Here is a 20,109-nt window from a genome sequence, read left to right as displayed (position 1 = left end):
GGGCCATCGAGGACGGGCACCTTCTTAACGGGCGCTCAGCTTGTTACCGTGCCGATCATGCGTGCTGCCTTCGCCTCCAGGTTCGACGACGCCGATCCGCTCGCCGCCCTTACCGTCGGTGAGCGGCCCGAGCCGACCCACCCGGCCGACGACTGGGTGACCGTGCAGTTGCGGGCCACCTCGCTCAACCACCACGACCTTTGGTCATTGCGCGGGGTGGGGCTCACCGAGGCCCAACTGCCGATGATCCTCGGCTGCGACGCGGTCGGCGTGGACCCGGAGGGTCACCCGGTGGTCGTGTACCCGGTGGTGGTCACTCCGGGTGACCCCCGCGGGGTCTCCATCCTCTCCGAGCACTTCGCCGGGACCCTCGCCGAGCGGGTCGCCGTACCCCGATCGAACCTGATCCCGCTGCCCGACGGCATGACGGCGACCGACGCGGCCTGCCTGCCCACGGCCTGGTTGACCGCGTGGCGGATGCTGACCACCAAGGGCCGCGTCGCGGACGCCGACAGCGTGCTGGTCCAGGGCGCGGGCGGTGGCGTCGCCACCGCGGCCGTCGCGCTCGCCGTCGCGATGGGCAAGCGGGTGTACGCGACCAGCCGCGACGCCGCCAAGCGGGAGCGGATCTCGGCCCTCGGCGCGACCGCCGTGGAACCCGGTGCCCGGCTGCCGGAACGCGTCGACGTGGTGATCGAGACGGTTGGCGCGGCCACCTTCGACCACTCGCTGAAGTCGGCCGCGCCGATGGCCCGGATCGTGGTCTCCGGCGCGACCGCCGGGCACGAGCCGGCGATCAACCTGCGCCGGGTCTTCGCGATGCAGTTGGAGATCCTGGGCACCTCGATGGGCACGCCCGGCGAGCTGTACGAGTTGCTGGCGTTCTGCTCCGACAACGAGGTGCGCCCGGTGGTGGACTCCGTCGTTCCGTTCAGCCGGGTCGAGGACGCCTTCGCCCGCCTGCAGTCCGGCGAGGCCTTCGGCAAGGTCGTCATCGACCACACGGCCTGATCCACGCGGCCGCCCCTTCCCGCAAGATCCGCACAACATCATGGAAGTAGTGGCCTCGGCGTCACGGGAGGCCACTACTTCCTGGATGTTGTGCGGACGCGCGGCTCAGAGGTGATCGTCGAAGGTGGCGATGTCGCCGCGCGTCGCGTCGGTGGGGATGCGCTTCTTGGCCGCCGCGTCGCCGTACAGCGACCAGCGGAGGAACTCGACGGACGTGTCCGCGACCACGCGCAGCGTCGCGCCATCACTGAGCAGCCCCCGTCCGTGGTCGCCGTTCGGCAGGCTCAGCATCGCCTTCGGCCAGGGCACCTTGTCGTACACGGCCTTGCCCGCCGCGTACTCGATCACCTCGTCCAGCTCTCCGTGCACGAACAGTTGCGGCGCGGACGCGCCGGCGAACGCGGTGCCCACGCCGAGCGCCGTGCCGGCGAACACCACACCCGCGTCCAGCCGTTCGTCCCGGCTGGCGGTGAAGAGGCCGATGGTGGTCACCCCGCCGGCGGAGTGCCCGGCTGCGGCCACCCGCTCACCGTCCAACCGGCCGCGCAACGAGTCGCCGGCCCTGCCGTCCAACGCCAACACCTGATCCAGCGCGTACGACACGTCGGCCGGCTGGTTGAGCACGTCGAGGACGTTGTTGTCGGCGCCCCGGGAGGTGTGCGGGAAGGTCGGCGCGGCCACCACGAAACCCGCCGCCGCCCACCGGGTCAGCAGAGTGGCGTAGTCGTCCGGGCGCCCGCCCAACCCGTGGCTGAACATCACCACCGGAAACCGTCCCTGCGCAGCCGACGCCGACCGCTTGGCCGCGCCGCCGGCCTCCCCGGCCGCCGGATACCAGAGCGTCACCGGCAGCGCACGGCCGTCCCGGTCCAGCTTCAGTTGGCGTACGCCGACTGCGAAGGCGCGCTGGGGCGCGGTCCCGGCGGGGACCTGCGGCGTCGGCGTGGCCGCGGGCGGAGGCGCGACCGGCGCCTGCCAGCCCTTGCCCTGTGGGGTGTCCGCAGAGCAGCCGGCCAGACCGGCGAGGAGCACGGCGCTGGCCAGCAGAGCGGGGGTGACGCGACGCGACATGAATCCGATTGTGCCCTGTGCGGTCGGCGCGACCGGCGGAGTTCGGCGCACTGTGCCCGCCCCTTCACCCACCGCTGCACACCAGGCGTCACGATCACCGCGCGGCCGAGGAGCTCGAGTTGGCTCTACGTCAGCCGCTGGCCTGCTCGACCAGGACCGGCACGCAGCCGGATCAGGTCGGCGGCGTCCTTCGGCCGGCGCGGATGCTCCGGCATCCACACCGGGTACATCTGCTTGAACTCGATCTGAGCCCGCACCGAGATGGTCGGCGCGGTGAGCGAGCCGATCCGGCCGGGTGGCGCGTCCAGCATCCCGGCCGGCAGTGGTGTCCCGGCCCATGGCCCGGCACCCACGGTCGGTCGACCCGCGTCATCCCGACCCAGGTACGCGAAGCTGACCTCGACGTCACCCGCGAACACGTCGAGTTGCAGGTCCGCCGGCATCCGGGGGTCGGGACGCCAACCTCGGGCCAGCAGCGGTGTGGCCAGCCGGTCCGCGTCCTCCCGCCAGCAGTACCAGTCGACGTCGACGTGGGGTCGGGTCACCGTGCCGAGGTGGAAGTCCATCGCCCAGCCGCCGCGCAGCCATACCGGGATGCCGTCCGCCCCGGCCACCGTGAGCACCTCGGCGATGCTCGCCAACTGGCGGCGCGCGTGCTCGTTCACCGGGCCACCGTACCGGCGCGCCAGGATCAACTGGCCGGACGAAACTCGTAGCTGGTCATCGGGGTACCGGCGTCGGCGGCGAGGCGCGCACCGGCCGACTGGTCGCCGTAGAGGGTCCAGCGGAGGAAGTCGGTGGTGGTGGCGAGAACCGGGGCGAACCCCGGGTTGCCCGGCGTGAGGTACGCGCCGTGGTCCTGCCCCAACAGGCTGAGGAACGCGGCCGGGCCGGGGGTACGCCCGTACGCCGCCCGGCCGACCGTGACCGGCACCACCGCGTCGGCCGTGCCGTGCACGAAGAGCACCGGCGCGGGCGGCCCGGCGAAGCTGCCGGGCAACCCACCTCCGGCGATCACGATCCCGGAGCGCAGCCGGGTCGGGTGCCCCTCGCTGAACATGCCGGACGTGGTGAAGCCGCCCGCCGAGTGGCCGGCGGCGGCGATCGACGACAGATCCAGGTGGCCGGCGAGGGGGTCCGCGTGGTTCCGGTCGAGGCGGCCCAGGTGTCGGATCAGCCGCCACCCGTCGGCGGGCTGGTTGCGCACGTCGTGCCGGGTGAAGTGGGCGGCACCCTGCCGGGTGTGCGGAAACGCGGGCGCGGCCACCACGAAACCGGCCGCCGCCCAGCGGGTGGTCAGGCCGGCGTGCAGGTCGGGCAGGCTGTACAGCCCGTGGCTGTAGATCACCACCGGGAACCGCCCGTCGGCCACCCCGTCGGCCGAGGTTGGAAACCAGATCGTCACCGGCAGGGGGCGCGCCGAGCGCGGATCGAGGGTGAGCGTACGCACGCCGACGGCGTACGACCCCTCGGGCGCCCGACGCGCCGCCGGCGGCCCGTCGGAACCAGCGGTGCCGGCAGTGGCAGGCGCGCAGCCAACCAGCAGCGTTGTCATCAGCACGGCGATCAGCCGTCCCGCCCCCATCGTTCCACGGTAGGTGCCCGGGTGGGCGTTGCGACCCCGCCGTCCGGCCCGGCTGTACCCGCCACCCGGTCGGGTCGTTTCCACCGGCCGGGTCCAACCCGGGACGACGTGGGCCGGGGGCGGTGCCGCGCGAGCCGTTTCGCTAGGGTCTCCGGCATGCCTGAGAACTACACCGACCCCAGCGGCAACACCGAGGCCTTCCGCGCCTTCACCGAGACGCCGAACGTGGCAGGGCCGACGGAGACCCCGTCCCGCATCCCTCTGATCGTCGGTGTGGTGGTCGTGGTGCTGGTGGTGGCTGTCGTCGCCTGGCTCGCGCTGAGCTGACCGGAGCTTCGTCAGCCGCCCGTGCTGGGCTGACCGGAGCTTCGTCAGCTGCCCGCGACCACGTCGCGGGCCTGGCGGGCGATCTCCCGTTCCTCGTCGGTGCGGATGACGCAGACGCTCACCTCCGCGCCGTCGGGCGAGATCACCCGGTCGCCGTCGCCGTCGTTACGGGCGTCGTCCACGGCAATGCCGAGCCGCTCCAGGCCAGCCAACGCGGCAGCCCGGACGGGCGCGGCGTTCTCGCCGACCCCGGCGGTGAAGGCGATGGCGTCGACGCGACCGAGCAGCGCGTAGTACGCCCCGACGTAGCCGGTGATCCGCCGGCAGTACACGTCGAAGGCCAGCCCTGCCGCCCCGTCCCCGGCCGCCCGACGCTGCAGCACCTCGCGCATGTCGTTGACGCCGCTCAGCCCGAGCAGGCCGCTGCGGTGGTTGAGCAGGTCGTCGATGTCGTCCACCGACAGCCCACCCTCCCGGCGCAGGTGGAAGATCACCGTCGGGTCGAGGTCGCCGCTGCGAGTGCCCATCACCAGCCCCTCCAACGGGGACATGCCCATCGAGGTGGCGACGCTGCGACCGTTCGCCACCGCGCAGGCGCTGGCCCCGTTGCCCAGGTGCAGGGTGATCGTGTTGAGCTGCTCGTACGGGCGGCCCAGCAGTTCGGCGGTGCGGCGGGACACGTACGCGTGCGAGGTGCCGTGGAAGCCGTACCGGCGGATGTCGTACCGCTCGGCGGTCTCCCGGTCGATCGCGTAGGTCGCGGCGGCCTCCGGCAGGGTGTGGTGGAACGCGGTGTCGAAGACGGCGACCTGCGGGACGTCCGGCAGCGCCGCGCGGGCCACCTCGATGCCGGCCAGGTTCGCCGGGTTGTGCAGCGGGGCCAGCGGCACCAGATCCTTGATCGCGGCCAGCACCGCGTCGTCGACCAGGACCGGGGCAATGAACCTCCGGCCGCCGTGCACCACCCGGTGCCCCACCGCCGCCAGCCCGGTCAGGTCCAGCCCGTCCAGGATCTGCCGGACCGCACCGGCGTGGTCCGCCGGGCCGCCGCCGGGCTCACCGACCCGCTCGACGGTGCCGTGGTCGAGCGTCCGGTCACCGTCGTAGTGGCGCCACTTCACCGACGACGACCCGCAGTTGAGCACCAGCACCCGACTCACGAGGCCTCCTCGGTGGCCGCCTGGATGGCGGTGATCGCCACCGTGTTGACGATGTCCGGCACGGTAGCGCCACGGGAGAGGTCGTTCACCGGTCGGCGCAGGCCCTGCATCACCGGGCCGACCGCGACCGCCCCGGCGGAGCGCTGCACCGCCTTGTACGTGTTGTTGCCGGTGTTCAGGTCCGGAAAGATGAAGACCGTGGCCTGGCCGGCTACCGCGCTGCCCGGCAACTTCGTCGCCGCCACCGCCGGGTCGATCGCCGCGTCGTACTGGATCGGTCCCTCGACCAGCAGGTCGGGCCGGCGCTCCCGGACCAGCGCGGTGGCCGTGGCGACCTTCTCCACGTCCGCGCCGGCGCCGGAACTGCCGGTGGAGTACGACAGCATGGCCACCCGGGGTTCGATGCCGAACCGGGCGGCGGTGTCGGCCGACGAGATCGCGATGTCGGCGAGCTGGGCGGCGTCCGGGTCGCGGTTGACGGCACAGTCCCCGTAGACCAGGACCCGGTCGGCGAGCAGCATGAAGAAGACGCTGGAGGCGACCGACACGTCCGGCACGGTACGGATGATCTCGAACGCCGGTCGGATGGTCGCGGCGGTGGTGTGCGTGGCACCCGAGACCATGCCGTCGGCCCGCCCGGTCGCCACCATCAGGGTGCCGAAGTAGTTGGCCTGGGCCACGATGTCGTGCGCCAACTCCGCAGTGACGCCCCGGTGGGCGCGAAGCCGGGCGTACTCGGCCGCGAAGTCGTCCCGCCACCCGCTGGTGACCGGGTCGACCACGTTCGCGTCGCCGAGGTCGATGCCCAGTTCGCGGGTCCGCCGGGCGATGTCGTCCGGCCGGCCGAGCAGCGTCAGCTCGGCCACCCCACGGCGCAGCAGGATCTCCGACGCACGCAGGATCCGCTCCTCGCTGCCCTCCGGCAGCACCAGGTGGCGGGGCTTCGAGCGGGCCCGGTCGATCAGCTCGTTCTCGAACATCAGCGGGGTGACCCGCGTCGACCGGCTGACCCGCAACCGGCGGGCCAGGTCGTCGGTGTCCACGCACCGCTCGAACGCGCCGAGCGCGGCCTCCACCTTGCGGGGATTCGCCGCGCTGGGCCGACCCTCGATGCGACTGGACGCGGCCACCGTGTCGTAGCTGTCGGTGCGCACGGACAGCACCGCCAGCCCGGTGTTCAGTCCCTCCACCAGCCGCATGACCCGGGGGTCGGGCTGCTCGCCGAGGGTGAGCACCAGCCCGGCCACCGACACCTGCCCGGCCACGTGCGCGGCGCTCGCGGCGACGAGCAGGTCGGCCCGGTCCCCGGGAGTGATCACCAGGGCGCCCTCGGTGAGGTGGCTGAGCAGGGTCGGCACGTGCGCCGCGCCGACCACGAAGTCCAACACGTCCCGGCCGAGCGCGGCCTCGTCCCCGGCCAGCAGGGTGGCGCCGAGCGCCGCCGCCACCTCGGCCACCGTCGGCGCCGACACGCTCGGCACCTCCGGAATCGCGTACGCGGGCACCGGCAGGTCGGGCAGCGTCATCGGCCCCGGCACGCGGTTGGCGATCACCGCGAGCACCGTCGCGCCCAGGTCGGCCAGATCGTGGTACGCCCCGCGTACCGCCGCCGCGACGGCCCCCGGCTCCTGCCCGAAGCCATCCACCACCGGCACCACCACGCTGCCGAACTCGGTGGCGAGCCGGGCATTGAACGCCAACTCCCGGGGATGGGCCGGGTCGCCTGGTTCGTCGAAATCGCTGCCCACCACGACCACCGCCGGGCACTGCCGCTCCACCGCCCGGTACCGCTCGACGATGGCGGAGATCAGCTCTGCGCGCCGGCCGTCGGCCACCAGGGCGGTTGCCTCGGCGTAGGTCGCTCCGGCCAGCTCGGCCAGCGGCAGCTCGACCCGGTAACGCTCGCTGAGCAGGGCGAGGATCGGGTCCGGACCGGTGTCGGCGACCAGTGGCCGGAACACGCCGATCCGCCCGACCTGGCGGGACAGCAACTCCGCCAGCCCGAGGGCAATTGTCGACTTGCCCCCGCCCGAACCCACGCTAGTCAGATACACACTGCGAGCCACAACCCCACCCTAAAAGATCGCAAGACCCCCACCCGACCCCTCCACCGCGCCCCCACCCCGCCCCCGCCCCCGGCCCGGCCCCCAGCCCCGCCCCTGTTCCCGGTGATCATGAGGTTATGGGCCGACACGCCGACGACACGCGCGCACAACTTCATGATCAACAGCGGCGGGGCGGGCGGGGGATGGGAGTGGGGGTGGGGGTTAGGCGTCGTCGTCGTCGGGGTCGTCCAGGCGGGCCAGGTAGGTTGCCAGGCGTTCGATGGGGGTTTCGAAGTCGGGGTTGAGGTCGACGAAGTCGCGTAGGCGTTCGCCGAGCCACTCCAGGGTCACCTGCTCGTCGCCCCGGCGTTCGACCAACTCCTCGATGCCACGGTCGGTGAAGTACATCGCGTATGTCCTCGTGCTCGGCCCGGCGCGGGCCGGGTGGGTTTGCGGGTGGACCGACGGAGCCGGGGCAGGACCGTGGTGAACGGCCTGCCCCGGCTCTCGCAGTGCGGTCAGGTCACGGGCGGGGGAGGGCCGCCTCGATCAGCGCGGTCTGCTCGACCTCGTGGGTCTTGGCCGAGCCGACCGCCGGGGCGGCCGCGGCCGGGCGGGAGATCCGCCGCAGCCGAACGTCCGCGAGGTGCTCCAGCAGGTTGAGCGCGACGAACGACCAGCCGCCCTGGTTGGCCGGCTCCTCCTGCACCCAGGCGAAGTCCTCGGCGTTCGGGTACTGCGCGAGGGCGGCCCGGATCTCCTCCACCGGCAGCGGGTACAGCTGCTCGATCCGGAGGATCGCGGTGTCGGTGATGCCGCGCTCCTGGCGGGCCTGGAACAGGTCGTAGTAGACCTTGCCCGAGCAGAGCAGCACCCGCTTCACCGCCTCCGGCGCCGGGGCGGCCGTGTCGCGCAGGACCGGCTGGAAGGTGCCGGTGGTGAAGTCCTCCACCGAGGAGACGCAGAGCTTGTGCCGCAGCAGCGACTTCGGCGTGAACACCACCAGCGGCTTGCGCTTGGGCGACAGTGCCTGGCGGCGCAGCAGGTGGAAGTAGTTCGCCGGGGTGGTCGGGATGGACACCCGCATGTTGTCCTCGGCGCACATCTGCAGGAACCGCTCCGGCCGGCCGGAGGTGTGGTCCGGGCCCTGGCCCTCGTGGCCGTGCGGCAGCAGCAGAGTGACGGCGGAGCGCTGGCCCCACTTCACCTCGCCCGACGAGATGAACTCGTCGATCACCGACTGGGCGCCGTTGACGAAGTCGCCGAACTGGGCCTCCCAGGCGACCAGCGCGTTGATGTTCTCCACCGAGTAGCCGTACTCGAAGCCCATCGCCGCGTACTCGCTGAGCAGCGAGTCGTGCACGAAGAACCGGGAGCGCTCGCCGTCGCCGGTGAGCGACTTCAGCGGCAGGTAGTCGTCGCCGGTGCGGGAGTCGACCACCGAGGCGTGCCGCTGGACGAACGTGCCACGACGCGAATCCTGCCCGGCCAGCCGGACGGTGACCCCGTCGTGCAGCAACGCCCCGAGCGCGATGATCTCGCCGAAGCCCCAGTCGATGTTGCCTTCGACGGACATCTTGGCCCGCCGGTCCAGCAGTTGCTGGATCCGCTTGTGCGGGGTGAAGCCCTCCGGGAGGTTGATGTGCGCCTCGCCGATCGCCTTCACCACGGACGCGTCGGTGGCGGTGTCGACCTGCGGCTCCGGCTCGACCTCGCGGCGCGGCCGGTTGAGCTGGCGCGGCGCCGAGGCGGCGTCCCGAGTGGCCTTGAAGACCTTCTCCAGCTGCGCCTGGTAGTCACGCAGCAGCTCTTCCGCGTCCTCCACGGTGATGTCGCCGCGACCGATCAGCTCCTCGGTGTACAGCTTGCGGACCGAGCGCTTCGAGTCAATGATCTTGTACATCTGGGGGTTGGACATCGACGGGTCGTCGCCCTCGTTGTGCCCGCGCCGGCGGTAGCAGACCATGTCGATCACGACGTCCTTGTTGAACGTCTGCCGGTATTCGAAAGCCAGCCGGGCCACTCGGACCACGGCCTCCGGGTCGTCGCCGTTCACGTGGAAGATCGGCGCCTGGATCATCCGGGCCACGTCGGTGCTGTAGAGGCTGGACCGGCTGTACTCCGGGGCGGTGGTGAAGCCGACCTGGTTGTTGACCACCACGTGCACGGTGCCGCCGGTGCGGTAGCCACGCAGCTGCGACAGGTTGAGCGTCTCGGCGACCACACCCTGCCCGGCGAACGCCGCGTCACCGTGCACCGCGAGCGGCAGCACGGTGTAACCCTCGAGCTTGAGGTCGATCCGGTCCTGCTTGGCCCGGACGATGCCTTCCAGCACCGGGTCGACGGCCTCCAGGTGCGATGGGTTGGCCACCAGCGACACCTTGACGGCGTGCTCGCCGCCGGGAGTGGTGAACTTGCCGTTCTGGCCCAGGTGGTATTTCACGTCGCCGGAACCCTGCGTCGAGCGCGGGTCCAGGTGGCCCTCGAACTCCGAGAAGATCTTCTCGTACGGCTTGCCGACGATGTTGGCCAGCACGTTGAGCCGACCACGGTGGGCCATGCCGATGACGACCTCGTCCAGCCCGTTCTCGGCGGAGGACTCCAGCACCTCACCGAGCAGCGGAATCAGCGACTCGCCGCCCTCCAGCGAGAAGCGCTTCTGGCCGACGTACTTGGTCTGCAGGAAGGTTTCGAACGCCTCGGCGGCGTTGAGCCGGTTGAGGACGTGCTTCTGCTCGTCGGCGGCCGGCTTCTCGTACTTGCGCTCGATCCGCTCCTGGATCCAGCGCCGCTCCTCCGGGTCCTGGATGTGCATGTACTCGATGCCGACCCGGCGGCAGTACGAGTCGCGCAGCACGCCGAGGATCTCGCGCAGCTTCATCCGCTGCCGGCCGGCGAAGCCGTTGACCGGGAACTCGCGGTCCAGGTCCCACAGGGTGAGCCCGTGCTGGAGAACGTCCAGGTCGGGGTGCTTGCGGATCTTGAATTCCAGTGGGTCGGTGTCGGCCATCAGGTGACCGCGCACCCGGTACGCGTGGATCAGCTCGTGCACCCGGGCGGTCTTGTTGATCTGGCCCTCGGAGTTGACCGCCACGTCGCGCATCCAGCGCACCGGCTCGTACGGGATGCGCAGCGAGGTGAAGATCTGGTCGTAGAAGCCGTGCTCGCCCAGGATCAGCTCGTGCATCACCTTGAGGAACTCGCCGGACTGCGCGCCCTGGATGATCCGGTGGTCGTACGTGCTGGTCAGCGTGATGATCTTGCTGACGGCCAGCTCGGCCAGGGTGGTCTCGGACATGCCCTGGTAGGGGGCCGGGTATTCCATGGCGCCGACGCCGATGATCGCGCTCTGCCCCTGCATCAGCCGCGGCATCGAGTGCACGGTGCCGATGCCGCCCGGGTTGGTCAGCGAGATCGTGGTGCCGGAGTAGTCCTCCATGGTCAGCTCATTGCGCCGCGCTCGCCGGACCACGTCCTCGTACGCCTGCCAGAACTGCCGGAAGTCCATCTGCTCGCAGCCCTTGATGGAGGGGACCACCAGGTTGCGGCTGCCGTCCGGCTTGGCCAGGTCGATCGCGATGCCGAGGTTGACGTGCGGCGGGCGGACCACCGCCGGCTTGCCGTTTGCCTCGGCGAAGGAGTTGTTCATCTCGGGGTGCTGGACCAGCGCCCGGACCATCGCGTAGCCGACCAGGTGGGTGAAGCTGACCTTGCCGCCGCGCCCGCGGGCGAGGTGGTTGTTGATCACGATGCGGTTGTCGACCAGCAGCTTGGCCGGGACCGCGCGCACGCTGGTCGCGGTGGGCACGCTCAGCGAGGCGTCCATGTTCTGGACGATCTTCGCGGCGACGCCACGCAGCGGCGTGGTCTGCGGACCGTCTGCGGTCGGCGCGGTGGCCTTGGCGGCCGGCTTGGCCGGGGCGGTCTTCTCCGGGGCGGCCTTGGCGGGGGCCGGCGCTGCGGCGGCGGGCTTGGCCGGTGCCGGCTTCGCGGCGGACGGCGCGGTCGCCGGCTGCGCGGTGGCGCTCGGCTGGGTGACCGTGGCGGCTGCCTCCGGCTGGCCGTCCGGCTCGGGGGCGGCCGGCTTCTCCGACGACGTCTCGGCCCCGCGCGGCGTGGCCGCACCCGGCGCTGGCCGGTAGTCGGCGAAGAAGTCGTGCCAGGCCGAATCGACGCTTGTTGGGTCGGCGAGGTACCGCTGGTACATCTCCTCGACGATCCACTCATTCGGGCCGAAACCCGCCAGTGGGTTCTCCTGCGAAGTCTGCTGGGTCGACACGGCCGGTAATCGCCTCTTTCACGCGGGTTTGTGTGGCACGCGGTGTGTCCCTCGCGCCCGATTAGGAGCACGGGATGGACGGCTCCCAGGCTACGCCGTACCGATCGCGCAGGCATTTCCGCCTCGGTCCCGTGGCCGGTTTCACAGAAGATGCCAGAAGTTCAGCAACCGCTGCGCGGCCGGTCCAGGGCTGGTACGCACGGGGATTCACGCCGTCCTGACCCGCGGCAGCGGCGACGACCCCGGCGCGGCCAGCCTGTCGCCGCCGCCCCGGGGTCGGGACCGCCGTCAGGCGATGTCGCGCCGCCGAGTGAGCAGGACTCCGACGACCCCGCTGACCAGCGCGTAGCCGACCAGCACCAGGGCACCGACCCACCAGGCCGGTACGAACTCCGACTGGCCTTCGGTGATCATGACCTGGGAGGCGACCGCGGGCCAGACCACCTGCCACTTGAGCACCGCCTCGCTGTCCAGGAGGTTCGACAGGAGCAGGAACAGCAGACCCACCACCTGGGTACCGACCAGGTAGAGCACCGCCGCCGTGATCACCGCGCCGAGTTGGTTGGTGATCAGCGTGCCGATACCCACGCCCAGGATCGTCCAGATGGCGTACGCGAGCAGGTTGAACAGCAGCGCCCGCTGCACCGGCCACTCGCCGAGCTGGGCGCCGTAGTCGTTCAGGGACAGGAAGATGGAGCCGGCGGCCAGGTCGATCACGGTGGTCGCCAGCCAGAAGAAGAAGCCGAGCAGGCTCGCGGCGATGAGCTTGCCGACGATGACCGAGGTGCGCCGCGGCGTCGTCAGGAACGTCGTGGTCGCGGTCTGGTGGAAGAACTCGTTGGTGACCATCAGGATGCCGATGAGCATCACGAACATCAGCCCGAGGTACTGGCCCGAGGTGTAGAGGTTCGCCGCCTGCGCCGCCGGGGTCGACTGCTCCGGGCTGGCGCCGACATCCCCGCCGTCGCCGCCCAGGACGGTGACGGCGTACCAGGCGTTGAACGCGAAGGCCAGGGCGATCGACAGGAACGCGCCGAGGGCCAGCCACCACCAGGTGCTGGTCGTGCGGATCTTGAGCAGTTCGGCTCGGACGAGGTTCATCGGATGCCCGCCTTTCCGGCCGTCAGCTCCAGGAAGACCCGTTCCAGGTCGGGTCGTTCGGTGGTCAGTTCGTGCAGCTCGACGCCGGCGGCCAGAGCGGCCCGGCCGATCGTCGGGGCATCCACCCCGGCCACCAGCAGCGTGCCGTGCTCGTCGGTGTCGACGGTCGCCGACTGCGCCTTCAGGGCGGCGACCAGCGCGTCGGCCTGCGGCGTGCGGACCCGGACCCGGGCGCTCTGCGCCATCGAGCCGAGAACCTGGTCGACCGGTCCCTGCCGGACCAGCTGCCCGGCCGCGATGATCACCACGTCGTCGGCGAGCAGCTGCATCTCCGACAGCAGGTGGCTGGAGACCAGCACGGTGCGGCCCTCGTGGGCGAGGTTCTTGAGGAACCCACGCATCCAGCGGATGCCCTCCGGGTCGAGCCCGTTGGCCGGCTCGTCGAGGATCAGCACCCGGGGGTCGCCGAGCATCGCGGCGGCGATGCCGAGCCGCTGCTTCATACCCAGCGAGTAACCCTTGAACTTGCGCTTCGCCGCCGGCGTCAGACCGACCAGGGCCAGCGCCTCGTCGGCCCGCTGCTTGGGCAGCCCGGCCGCCGCGCAGATGACCCGCAGGTGGTTGATGCCGGTGCGACCCTTGTGCGCGCTGGAGGCCTCCAGCACCGCGCCGACGTGCCGCAGCGGGTCGCTGAGGTCGGTGTACCGGCGGCCGCTGATGGTGGCCGTGCCGGCGGTCGGCGTGACCAGGTTCAGCAGCATGCGCAGCGTGGTGGTCTTCCCGGCGCCGTTCGGGCCGAGGAAGCCGGTGACCCGCCCGGACGCCACGGTGAAGGACAGGTCGTTCACCGCCCGCACGTTCTTGTACTGCTTCGTCAGACCGGACACCACGATCTGACCGTCGCTGGTGGGGCTTCGCTGCCCGTCAGTCATCGTTCTCCTCCCGTGTGTGGCGTCGAGGTACGCCGTGGCACAGCGTGACGGCCCGGGGCAACAAGGTCAATCAGGCGCGGTCCGTACCTTCTGGTCCGTCGCAGGGCGGAGGCGACTCCTCCCTACGGACGACGGCCGGGTTCAGCGGGCGATCCAGGTTGCCCGGGCGGAGCCGAGCAGCGTGCCGTCCGGGCCGTAGAGGCTGGTGTGCACGAGCGCCTTGCGCCCATCGACGCCGAGCAACGCCCCGGTCACCACGCACTCGTCGCCGGGCCCGGGCAGCGCCGCGACCACGGCGGCGATCCGGCCCAGCAGGTACGGGCGGCCCGGCGCGAGCACGGTCCAACCGCCGGGGCAGTCCAGTGCCGCCCAGACCGTGGCCTCGCTGACCTGCTCGGGCGCCCGGAACGGCGCGGCGGTCCGGCCGTCCGGCAGCCGGCCGGGGAAGATCCGCAGCCCGTCCGTCCGCTGTGGCCCACAGACATAACAGCTGGGGAAAGGATGCTCGACAAGGCCGGGGTAGCGGGCCGCCGCAGCCACCGCGGTGTCCAGGTCGACAGGGGGTACGACAGCGTCGACCACCCCGGCCGGGCGCACCTCGGCCACCAGTTCGCCGGCCGGGTCACGGACCTCGCCGTCGACCAGACTCAGCGCGGTCTCCAGTGGCGGTGGCCGGCGCAGCGTCACCTCGATCGGGCCGGTGCCGCCGGCCTCGGCGGCGAACACTCCCGCGCTCCAACCGCCGTTGCCGGATCCGGCGGGCCCGTTGTAGCGGGACTCGATACGCATCATCGACCTCCGGTGGGGGCGTGCCGGCGCGTTCGCCGGTCCGCCCCGGCAGCCTCGCACGCCCACCGCCGGGTGTGGCTCGCGGTCTCGCCTGCCGGCGTTCACCCGAACGACACCAGTGGTCCCCGTGGATGGCAACCCGGGCACCTAGACAGATCCCATGGCCGTTCTGCATGCCGCTGGCGCACCCCTGACGACCAGCGGATACACCCTGCTGATCGCCGACGACCCCACCCAGGTCGCGGCCGCGCAACGCCTGCGTCACGAGGTGTTCGCCATTGAGCTCGGCGCCACCCTCCTCCCCGGTGCGGCCGGGTTGGACGTGGATCCCTTCGACGCGTACTGCGACCATCTGATCGTCCGCGAGGACAGCACCGGCGACGTGGTCGGCACGTACCGGCTGCTGCCGCCCGGCCGCGCGGACCGGCGGTACGCCGAGGACGAGTTCGACCTCACCGCGCTCGACCCGCTCCGCGACGACCTCGTCGAGGCGGGCCGGTCCTGTGTTCACCCGGACCACCGCTCCGGCGCGGTGATCAACCTGATGTGGGCCGGCATCGTCCGGTACCTGCACCTGCGTGGCTCCCGTTGGCTCGGTGGCTGTGCCTCGGTGCCGGTGGGCGACGGTGGGCGGACGGTCGCCGAGGTGTGGAACCAGGCCCTGACCCGACACCTGTCGCCGCCGCCGCTGCGGGTCCGCCCGCTGCGGCCCTGGTTCGCCGACCCGGCCGCCGCGCTCACCGCCGCTGCCCCGTTGGGGGCTGACGCGGCCGGGCGTGTCGCGGTGCCGCCGCTGCTGCGTGGCTATCTCCGGCTCGGCGCGTGGATCTGTGGTGAGCCGTCGTACGACCCCGACTTCGGGTGCGCGGACTTCTACGTGCTCTTCTCCCTGGACCGGATGAACCCGCGCTACCTGCGGCACTTCCTGGGTGCGGAGGCGCAGCGGTGACCGCCGCGCCGCACGACCTGTGGCGGCCCTCGTCGGGCTGCGACGACGACTGCCTGCCGGCGGCCGGCGACGTGCCCACGGTGTCGGTGGCCCGCCGGGTGCTCCGGTTGGTCGCGGTGGCCGGCATGCTGCTGGCCGGGGTCGGCCTGGTGGTGCTGCTGCCCGTGCTCCCGAGCCGGGAACGGCAGGCGGCGGTGCGCGGCTGGGCCCGGGCCACCGCCCGAGCCTTCGGCGTACGGCTGGTGATCCGGGGGCGGCTGCCCCGGCGGCGGGCACTGCTGGTCGCCAACCACGTCTCGTGGCTGGACATCCTCGCGGTGCTGGCGGTCGCGCCCACCCGAATGGTCGCGAAGCGGGAGATCCGCTCCTGGCCGGTGTTCGGCCTGCTGGCCGCGGCGGCGGGCACGGTCTTCGTGGACCGCTCCCGGCCGCGGGCGCTGCCGACCACCGTCGGCCGGGTCGCGGACACGCTGCGCGCCGGGCGGTCGGTGGCGGTCTTTCCGGAGGGTACGACCTGGTGTGCTGGTGATGGTGCCGCCGACTGCCGCCCCGGCGGCGGCTTCCGGCCCGCGATGTTCCAGGCGGCCATCGAAACGGGCAGCCCGGTGGTGCCCCTGCGACTCGCCTACCGCTGCACGGCCACCGGGACGACCACCACGGCTGCTGCCTTCCTCGGGGCGGACACCCTGCTGCGGTCGGTGGTCAGGGTGGTCACGGCGCGGGAGTTGGTGGTGTCGGTGACGATCGCCGCCGCGCTGCACCCGGCCCGTGATGCCGACCGGCGGATGCTGGCCCGGGCCGCCGAGTCGGCCGTACACCTGCTGCCCACGGCGGGTGCCCTGGCGCGGGCCCGGCAGCGTCCGGCGCCCACGGCGACCCTGGCCGTCGTTCCGATGCCGACGCCGGCCGCCTCCGGTAGCGAACTGGACCTCGCGGCCTGACCGAGGGGAGGAGCGACCAGCCACTTTTGTAGTGTCGCGATGTATCGCGTTACTGTCTCCTCGTCAGGCGCGCTCCGGCGCGTGGTCGAGAGGAGGACAGCCATGGCCGGATGGACGGTCGAGAGCCCGCAGCGGCTCACCATGGACGGCCCGGTCACCCGGCTGGACGTCCGCCTGGTGAGCGGACGGCTCAACGTGGTCGCGACCGACGGTCCGACCCGGATCGACGTCACCCAGGTCGGTCGCCGACCGGTGCTGATCGAGCACTCCGACGGCCGGCTCAGCATCCGGCAGGAGCGCGGCCGGGGCTGGTCGGACGTCCTGCGCTGGTTCCGGATGATCCACCGCTACCCGCGGGTGGACGTCTCCGTCGCCGTGCCCGCCGATGTCCTCGCCGATCTGGGCCTGGTCGCCGGCTCGCTGGTCGCCTCCGGCCTGCGACGGCAGACGACGGTCCACGTCACCGCCGGTCAGATCACCCTGATGGGCCTGCGCGGCAACACCTTCGCGAAGATCACCTCGGGGCCGGTGGAGGCGCTCGGCGTACGTGGCGACCTCACTCTGGAGACGGTCTCCGGAGAGGTGATCCTCGCCAACAGCGCCGCCGAGCGGGTGCGGGCGCAGACCGTCTCGGGCGCGATCACCTGCGACCTTGACAATCCGCGGCGCAGCGAGATCCGGCTGACCACCATCTCGGGCAGCATCACCGTCCGGGTCCGTGAGGACAGCGACCTCGCCGTCCAACTGCACACCGCCTCGGGCCGGATCACCAGTGGCTTCCCGCAGGTCCGCACCTCGACGTTCCCGTTGCCCAGCAGTGAGGGGGTGCTCGGCGCCGGCGAAGGTAAGCTCTGGGCTTCCGCGACCTCGGGGAGCATCGCCCTGCTCGCCCGACCGGTCGACGACGAGGGGGAGGAGCTGCCGTGACCGCCGTGTTCAGCCACGGGCGGCTCCGGCTCTACCTGCTCAAGCTGCTCGACGACGGCCCGAAGCACGGCTACGAGCTGATCCGCCTGCTGGAGGACCGGTTCCTCGGGCTCTACGCGCCCAGCGCCGGCACCATCTACCCCCGCCTGCAACGGTTGGAGGCCGAGGGGCTGGTCAGCCACACCGCCGCCGGTGGCCGCAAGACCTACGACATCACCGACGCCGGCCGTGACGAGCTGCGCCAGCGGGCCGGCGAGCTGACCGCGCTGGAGGCGGACATTGCGGCCTCGGTGGCGGACCTCTCCACCCTGGCCGGCGAGATCCGCAGCGAGGTTCGCGGCTCGGTTCGCGACCTCAAGCGGGAGCTCACCGAAGCCACCCGGCAGACCCGGCGTACCCGGTGGGAGACCCCGGCGCCGCCGTCCCGGCCGGCACCGACCAACGGGCCGCACGCCATACTGCTCGACGAGTTCGACCAGCGGCTGGCCGCGTTCACCACCGAGGTGGGTCGGCTGGTGCGCGCTCGGCAGTTCAGTGACACCCAGCTGCGTACCGCGATTCGGCTGCTCGACGGCGCGCTGGACGGGCTGCGCCGCCTGTTGCGCTGACCGGCGTCGCCGCCGAGCGGCGCGTGGCCGGTGACTCACAGCTTTTTTGCAGCAACCGTCCAGCGCCGCCGCAGTGACGTCACCGATGATGGGCCCATGCCCGCTACCCAGACCGAGGCGCGACTGCTCGTCGTCGAGGACGACCCCAACATCCTCGAACTGCTCTCCGCGAGCCTGCGGTTCGCGGGCTTCGACGTGGCCACCGCGACCAGTGGGAGCGCGGCGCTCAACGCCGCCAAGGACCACCGGCCCGACCTGGTGGTGCTCGACGTGATGCTTCCGGACCTGGACGGCTTCGAGGTCATCCGGATGCTGCGCGAGGGCGGCACCCGTACCCCGGTGGTCTTCCTGACCGCTCGGGACGCCACCGACGACAAGATCCGTGGGCTGACCCTGGGCGGTGACGACTACGTCACCAAGCCGTTCAGCCTGGAGGAGTTGACCGCCCGGATCCGCGCCGTGCTGCGCCGCACCACGACCGGCGAGCAGACCCCGTCCCGGCTCACCTTCGCCGACCTGGAGTTGGACGAGGAGACCCACGAGGTGCACCGGGCCGGCCAGCGTGTGCAGCTCTCGCCGACCGAGTTCAAGCTGCTGCGCTACCTGATGCTCAACGCCAACCGGGTGCTGTCCAAGGCGCAGATCCTCGACCACGTCTGGAACTACGACTTCCGCGGTGACGACAACATCGTCGAGTCCTACATCTCCTACCTGCGGCGCAAGGTCGACACCACCCAACCCCGGCTGATCCACACCCTCCGTGGCGTCGGGTACGTGCTGCGCAAGCCGGCGGCGTGAACGCGGTCCAGCAGGCGAAGGGGCGGGTGCGGGGCGTACCGCTGCGGGTCAAGCTGGTCACCTCGGTGCTGGCGCTGGTCGCCGTCGCGCTGCTGGTGATCAGCTCACTGACCGCCTACTTCCTGCGCAACTACCTGGAGGGCCAGGTGGACGGGCAGGTCCGCTCGGCCACCCAGGGTCTCGGTCAGGCGCTCCCCGGGCTGCGTAGCGGCGAGATCAGGGCGATGCTGCCCAGCGACTACGTGGTGTCGTTGGCCGACGAGACCCAGGTCTACCGCGCGATCTACGACTACAAGAGCCTCGACCCGGAGCAGTTGCCGAGCTTCCCGACGAGCGTTGACGGCTTCGAGGACTCGGAGGGGGAGCCGAAGACGGTCGTGTCGCACGACGGCCACACCCGGTGGCGGGTCTACTACGCGGCACAGCCGGACGGTTCGGTGCTGGCCGTGGGTCAGCCGCTGACCGAGGTGGACCGGGCGGTGAAGCAGCTCGTCTGGATCGACCTGCTGGTCGGCGGTTCGGTGCTGATCCTGCTGGCCTCGGTGGGCGCGGCGATCGTCCGGACCAGCCTCAAACCCCTGGTGGAGATCGAACGCACGGCCGCCGCCATCGCCGGCGGTGACCTGACCCAGCGGGTGCCCGACCCGGAGCAGGGGCAGGAGCATCCGACCTCGGAACTGGGCCGGCTCTCCCGTGCGCTGAACGCGATGCTCACCCAGATCGAGGCGGCGTTCACCGCCAGAGCCGCCTCGGAGTCCGCGGCGCGCTGGGCGGAGAGCGCCGCACGCGACGCGGCCGTCGCCGCTCAGGCGTCCGAGGCGCGGGCCATCCGCTCGGAGGAGCGGATGCGGCAGTTCGTCGCGGACGCCTCGCACGAGCTGCGGACCCCGCTGACCACCATTCGCGGCTTCGCCGAGCTGTACCGGCAGGGCGCGGCGCGTGAGCCGGAGCAGACCGCCGGCCTGCTGCGCCGCATCGAGGACGAGGCGTCCCGGATGGGGCTGCTGGTGGAGGACCTGCTGCTGCTCGCCCGCCTGGACCGGGAACGGCCGCTCTCGCTGACTTCGGTGGAGCTGCCGGTGCTCGCCTCCGACGCGGTGCAGGCCGCGCGGGTGATGGCACCGGATCGTCGGATCGAGTTGGAGATCGAGCCCGGGTCGGGTCCGCTCGTCGTCTCCGCTGACGACGCTCGGCTGCGCCAGGTGATCGGCAACCTGGTCACCAACGCGCTGACCCACACTCCGCCGGACGCCGAGATCCGCGTGCGGTTGCGCGCCGAACCGGGGGACCTCGCCGTCGTGGAGGTGGCCGACACCGGCCCCGGCCTCTCGGCGGAGCAGGCCGAACGGGTCTTCGAGCGGTTCTACCGGGCCGACGCGGCGCGTACGCGGCGGGCCGATGGCAACACCGGCACCGGCCTCGGCCTGGCCATCGTGGCGGCGCTGGTCGCCGCGCACCACGGCTCGGTCGAGGTGGCCGAGACACCCGGCGGTGGGGCCACCTTCCGGGTCCGGCTGCCGCTGCTGCCACAGATCGAGGGAGCGGGCGAGTGACTTTTTCAGCCAACTTCCAGGACGATTCCAGCT

At 71.8% G+C, this 20,109-nt stretch carries 18 protein-coding genes; 8 read left to right on the top strand and 10 right to left on the bottom strand.

The annotated features are described in order from the left end of the window. Window positions 1-48: 48 nt before the first annotated feature. The gene (locus tag HNR20_RS09385) at window positions 49-1,011 is read left to right on the top strand and encodes a zinc-binding dehydrogenase (RefSeq protein ID WP_184178271.1); all 963 of its coding nucleotides are present in this window, start codon (window positions 49-51) and stop codon (window positions 1,009-1,011) included. 105 nt (window positions 1,012-1,116) lie between these two features. Here HNR20_RS09385 and HNR20_RS09380 read toward each other — a convergent pair whose 3' ends face one another. From HNR20_RS09380 to HNR20_RS09370, 3 genes are all read right to left on the bottom strand, one after another. Beyond that, on the bottom strand, window positions 1,117-2,082 hold the full coding sequence (locus HNR20_RS09380; RefSeq protein WP_184178269.1) for an alpha/beta hydrolase family protein: 966 nt from the start codon (window positions 2,080-2,082) through the stop codon (window positions 1,117-1,119). Between the two features lie 125 nt (window positions 2,083-2,207). Beyond that, entirely contained in the window at window positions 2,208-2,747 is a 540-nt protein-coding gene (locus HNR20_RS09375) for a nucleotidyltransferase domain-containing protein (protein WP_184178267.1), read from the bottom strand. Between the two features lie 26 nt (window positions 2,748-2,773). Beyond that, complete coding sequence (locus tag HNR20_RS09370; protein WP_184178265.1) at window positions 2,774-3,667, bottom strand: alpha/beta hydrolase family protein; 894 nt, start codon at window positions 3,665-3,667, stop codon at window positions 2,774-2,776. Window positions 3,668-3,823: 156 nt separating this feature from the next. On the opposite strand from HNR20_RS09370, the gene HNR20_RS09365 reads away from it, so the two are divergent. Next, entirely contained in the window at window positions 3,824-3,994 is a 171-nt protein-coding gene (locus HNR20_RS09365; protein ID WP_184178263.1) for a hypothetical protein, read from the top strand. 44 nt (window positions 3,995-4,038) lie between these two features. On the opposite strand, the gene HNR20_RS09360 is transcribed toward HNR20_RS09365, so the two are convergent. From HNR20_RS09360 to HNR20_RS09330, 7 genes are all read right to left on the bottom strand, one after another. Then, window positions 4,039-5,154, bottom strand: coding sequence for an acetate/propionate family kinase (locus tag HNR20_RS09360; protein ID WP_184178261.1), 1,116 nt, complete (start codon window positions 5,152-5,154; stop codon window positions 4,039-4,041). Beyond that, window positions 5,151-7,220, bottom strand: coding sequence for a phosphate acetyltransferase (pta, locus tag HNR20_RS09355; protein WP_184178259.1), 2,070 nt, complete (start codon window positions 7,218-7,220; stop codon window positions 5,151-5,153). Before pta ends, HNR20_RS09360 begins: the two co-directional genes overlap by 4 nt. A gap of 201 nt (window positions 7,221-7,421) precedes the next feature. Further along, window positions 7,422-7,607, bottom strand: a complete 186-nt coding sequence (locus HNR20_RS09350) for a DUF6104 family protein (RefSeq protein WP_088987811.1) — start codon at window positions 7,605-7,607, stop codon at window positions 7,422-7,424. Between the two features lie 115 nt (window positions 7,608-7,722). Further along, window positions 7,723-11,478: a multifunctional oxoglutarate decarboxylase/oxoglutarate dehydrogenase thiamine pyrophosphate-binding subunit/dihydrolipoyllysine-residue succinyltransferase subunit gene (locus tag HNR20_RS09345; RefSeq protein ID WP_184178257.1), complete on the bottom strand. Its 3,756-nt coding sequence runs from the start codon at window positions 11,476-11,478 to the stop codon at window positions 7,723-7,725. Window positions 11,479-11,766: 288 nt separating this feature from the next. Beyond that, on the bottom strand, window positions 11,767-12,579 hold the full coding sequence (locus tag HNR20_RS09340; protein ID WP_184178255.1) for an ABC transporter permease: 813 nt from the start codon (window positions 12,577-12,579) through the stop codon (window positions 11,767-11,769). Next, the gene (locus HNR20_RS09335) at window positions 12,576-13,511 is read right to left on the bottom strand and encodes an ABC transporter ATP-binding protein (RefSeq protein ID WP_184178253.1); all 936 of its coding nucleotides are present in this window, start codon (window positions 13,509-13,511) and stop codon (window positions 12,576-12,578) included. Before HNR20_RS09335 ends, HNR20_RS09340 begins: the two co-directional genes overlap by 4 nt. Before the next feature lie 141 nt (window positions 13,512-13,652). Further along, complete coding sequence (locus HNR20_RS09330; RefSeq protein ID WP_184178251.1) at window positions 13,653-14,300, bottom strand: hypothetical protein; 648 nt, start codon at window positions 14,298-14,300, stop codon at window positions 13,653-13,655. A gap of 160 nt (window positions 14,301-14,460) precedes the next feature. Between HNR20_RS09330 and HNR20_RS09325 the strand changes: the two genes are divergently transcribed. The 6 genes from HNR20_RS09325 to HNR20_RS09300 all read left to right on the top strand — a co-directional run bounded on the left by HNR20_RS09325 (window position 14,461) and on the right by HNR20_RS09300 (window position 20,076). After that, a complete protein-coding gene (locus HNR20_RS09325) occupies window positions 14,461-15,249 on the top strand; it encodes a GNAT family N-acetyltransferase (protein WP_184178249.1) in 789 nt (262 codons plus the stop codon). Beyond that, window positions 15,246-16,190: a lysophospholipid acyltransferase family protein gene (locus HNR20_RS09320; protein WP_184178247.1), complete on the top strand. Its 945-nt coding sequence runs from the start codon at window positions 15,246-15,248 to the stop codon at window positions 16,188-16,190. Before HNR20_RS09325 ends, HNR20_RS09320 begins: the two co-directional genes overlap by 4 nt. A gap of 102 nt (window positions 16,191-16,292) precedes the next feature. Beyond that, window positions 16,293-17,117, top strand: coding sequence for a DUF4097 family beta strand repeat-containing protein (locus tag HNR20_RS09315; RefSeq protein ID WP_184178245.1), 825 nt, complete (start codon window positions 16,293-16,295; stop codon window positions 17,115-17,117). Further along, window positions 17,114-17,725: a PadR family transcriptional regulator gene (locus tag HNR20_RS09310; protein ID WP_184178243.1), complete on the top strand. Its 612-nt coding sequence runs from the start codon at window positions 17,114-17,116 to the stop codon at window positions 17,723-17,725. The genes HNR20_RS09315 and HNR20_RS09310 overlap by 4 nt, the downstream gene beginning before the upstream one ends. Before the next feature lie 96 nt (window positions 17,726-17,821). Continuing rightward, a complete protein-coding gene (locus tag HNR20_RS09305; protein ID WP_184178241.1) occupies window positions 17,822-18,523 on the top strand; it encodes a response regulator transcription factor in 702 nt (233 codons plus the stop codon). Continuing rightward, window positions 18,520-20,076 (top strand): sensor histidine kinase, encoded by a 1,557-nt coding sequence (locus HNR20_RS09300; protein WP_184178239.1) that lies wholly within the window; start codon window positions 18,520-18,522, stop codon window positions 20,074-20,076. Before HNR20_RS09305 ends, HNR20_RS09300 begins: the two co-directional genes overlap by 4 nt. Window positions 20,077-20,109: the final 33 nt, after the last annotated feature.

The organism is Micromonospora parathelypteridis (genome assembly GCF_014201145.1).
Lineage (GTDB): Bacteria > Actinomycetota > Actinomycetes > Mycobacteriales > Micromonosporaceae > Micromonospora > Micromonospora parathelypteridis.
The sequence above is the reverse complement of the archived record's forward strand: the minus strand, read 5'-3'. Positions and strand labels throughout refer to the sequence as shown.

What these genes read in the sequence shown, in the direction of transcription:
- HNR20_RS09380 (WP_184178269.1), bottom strand. Translation starts at nt 2,082, where the DNA reads ATGTCGCGTCGCGTCACCCCCGCTCTGCTGGCCAGCGCCGTGCTCCTC.
- HNR20_RS09370 (WP_184178265.1), bottom strand. Translation starts at nt 3,667, where the DNA reads ATGGGGGCGGGACGGCTGATCGCCGTGCTGATGACAACGCTGCTGGTT.
- HNR20_RS09365 (WP_184178263.1), top strand. Translation starts at nt 3,824, where the DNA reads ATGCCTGAGAACTACACCGACCCCAGCGGCAACACCGAGGCCTTCCGC.
- HNR20_RS09350 (WP_088987811.1), bottom strand. Translation starts at nt 7,607, where the DNA reads ATGTACTTCACCGACCGTGGCATCGAGGAGTTGGTCGAACGCCGGGGC.
- HNR20_RS09340 (WP_184178255.1), bottom strand. Translation starts at nt 12,579, where the DNA reads ATGAACCTCGTCCGAGCCGAACTGCTCAAGATCCGCACGACCAGCACC.
- HNR20_RS09335 (WP_184178253.1), bottom strand. Translation starts at nt 13,511, where the DNA reads ATGACTGACGGGCAGCGAAGCCCCACCAGCGACGGTCAGATCGTGGTG.
- HNR20_RS09330 (WP_184178251.1), bottom strand. Translation starts at nt 14,300, where the DNA reads ATGCGTATCGAGTCCCGCTACAACGGGCCCGCCGGATCCGGCAACGGC.
- HNR20_RS09325 (WP_184178249.1), top strand. Translation starts at nt 14,461, where the DNA reads ATGGCCGTTCTGCATGCCGCTGGCGCACCCCTGACGACCAGCGGATAC.
- HNR20_RS09315 (WP_184178245.1), top strand. Translation starts at nt 16,293, where the DNA reads ATGGCCGGATGGACGGTCGAGAGCCCGCAGCGGCTCACCATGGACGGC.
- HNR20_RS09305 (WP_184178241.1), top strand. Translation starts at nt 17,822, where the DNA reads ATGCCCGCTACCCAGACCGAGGCGCGACTGCTCGTCGTCGAGGACGAC.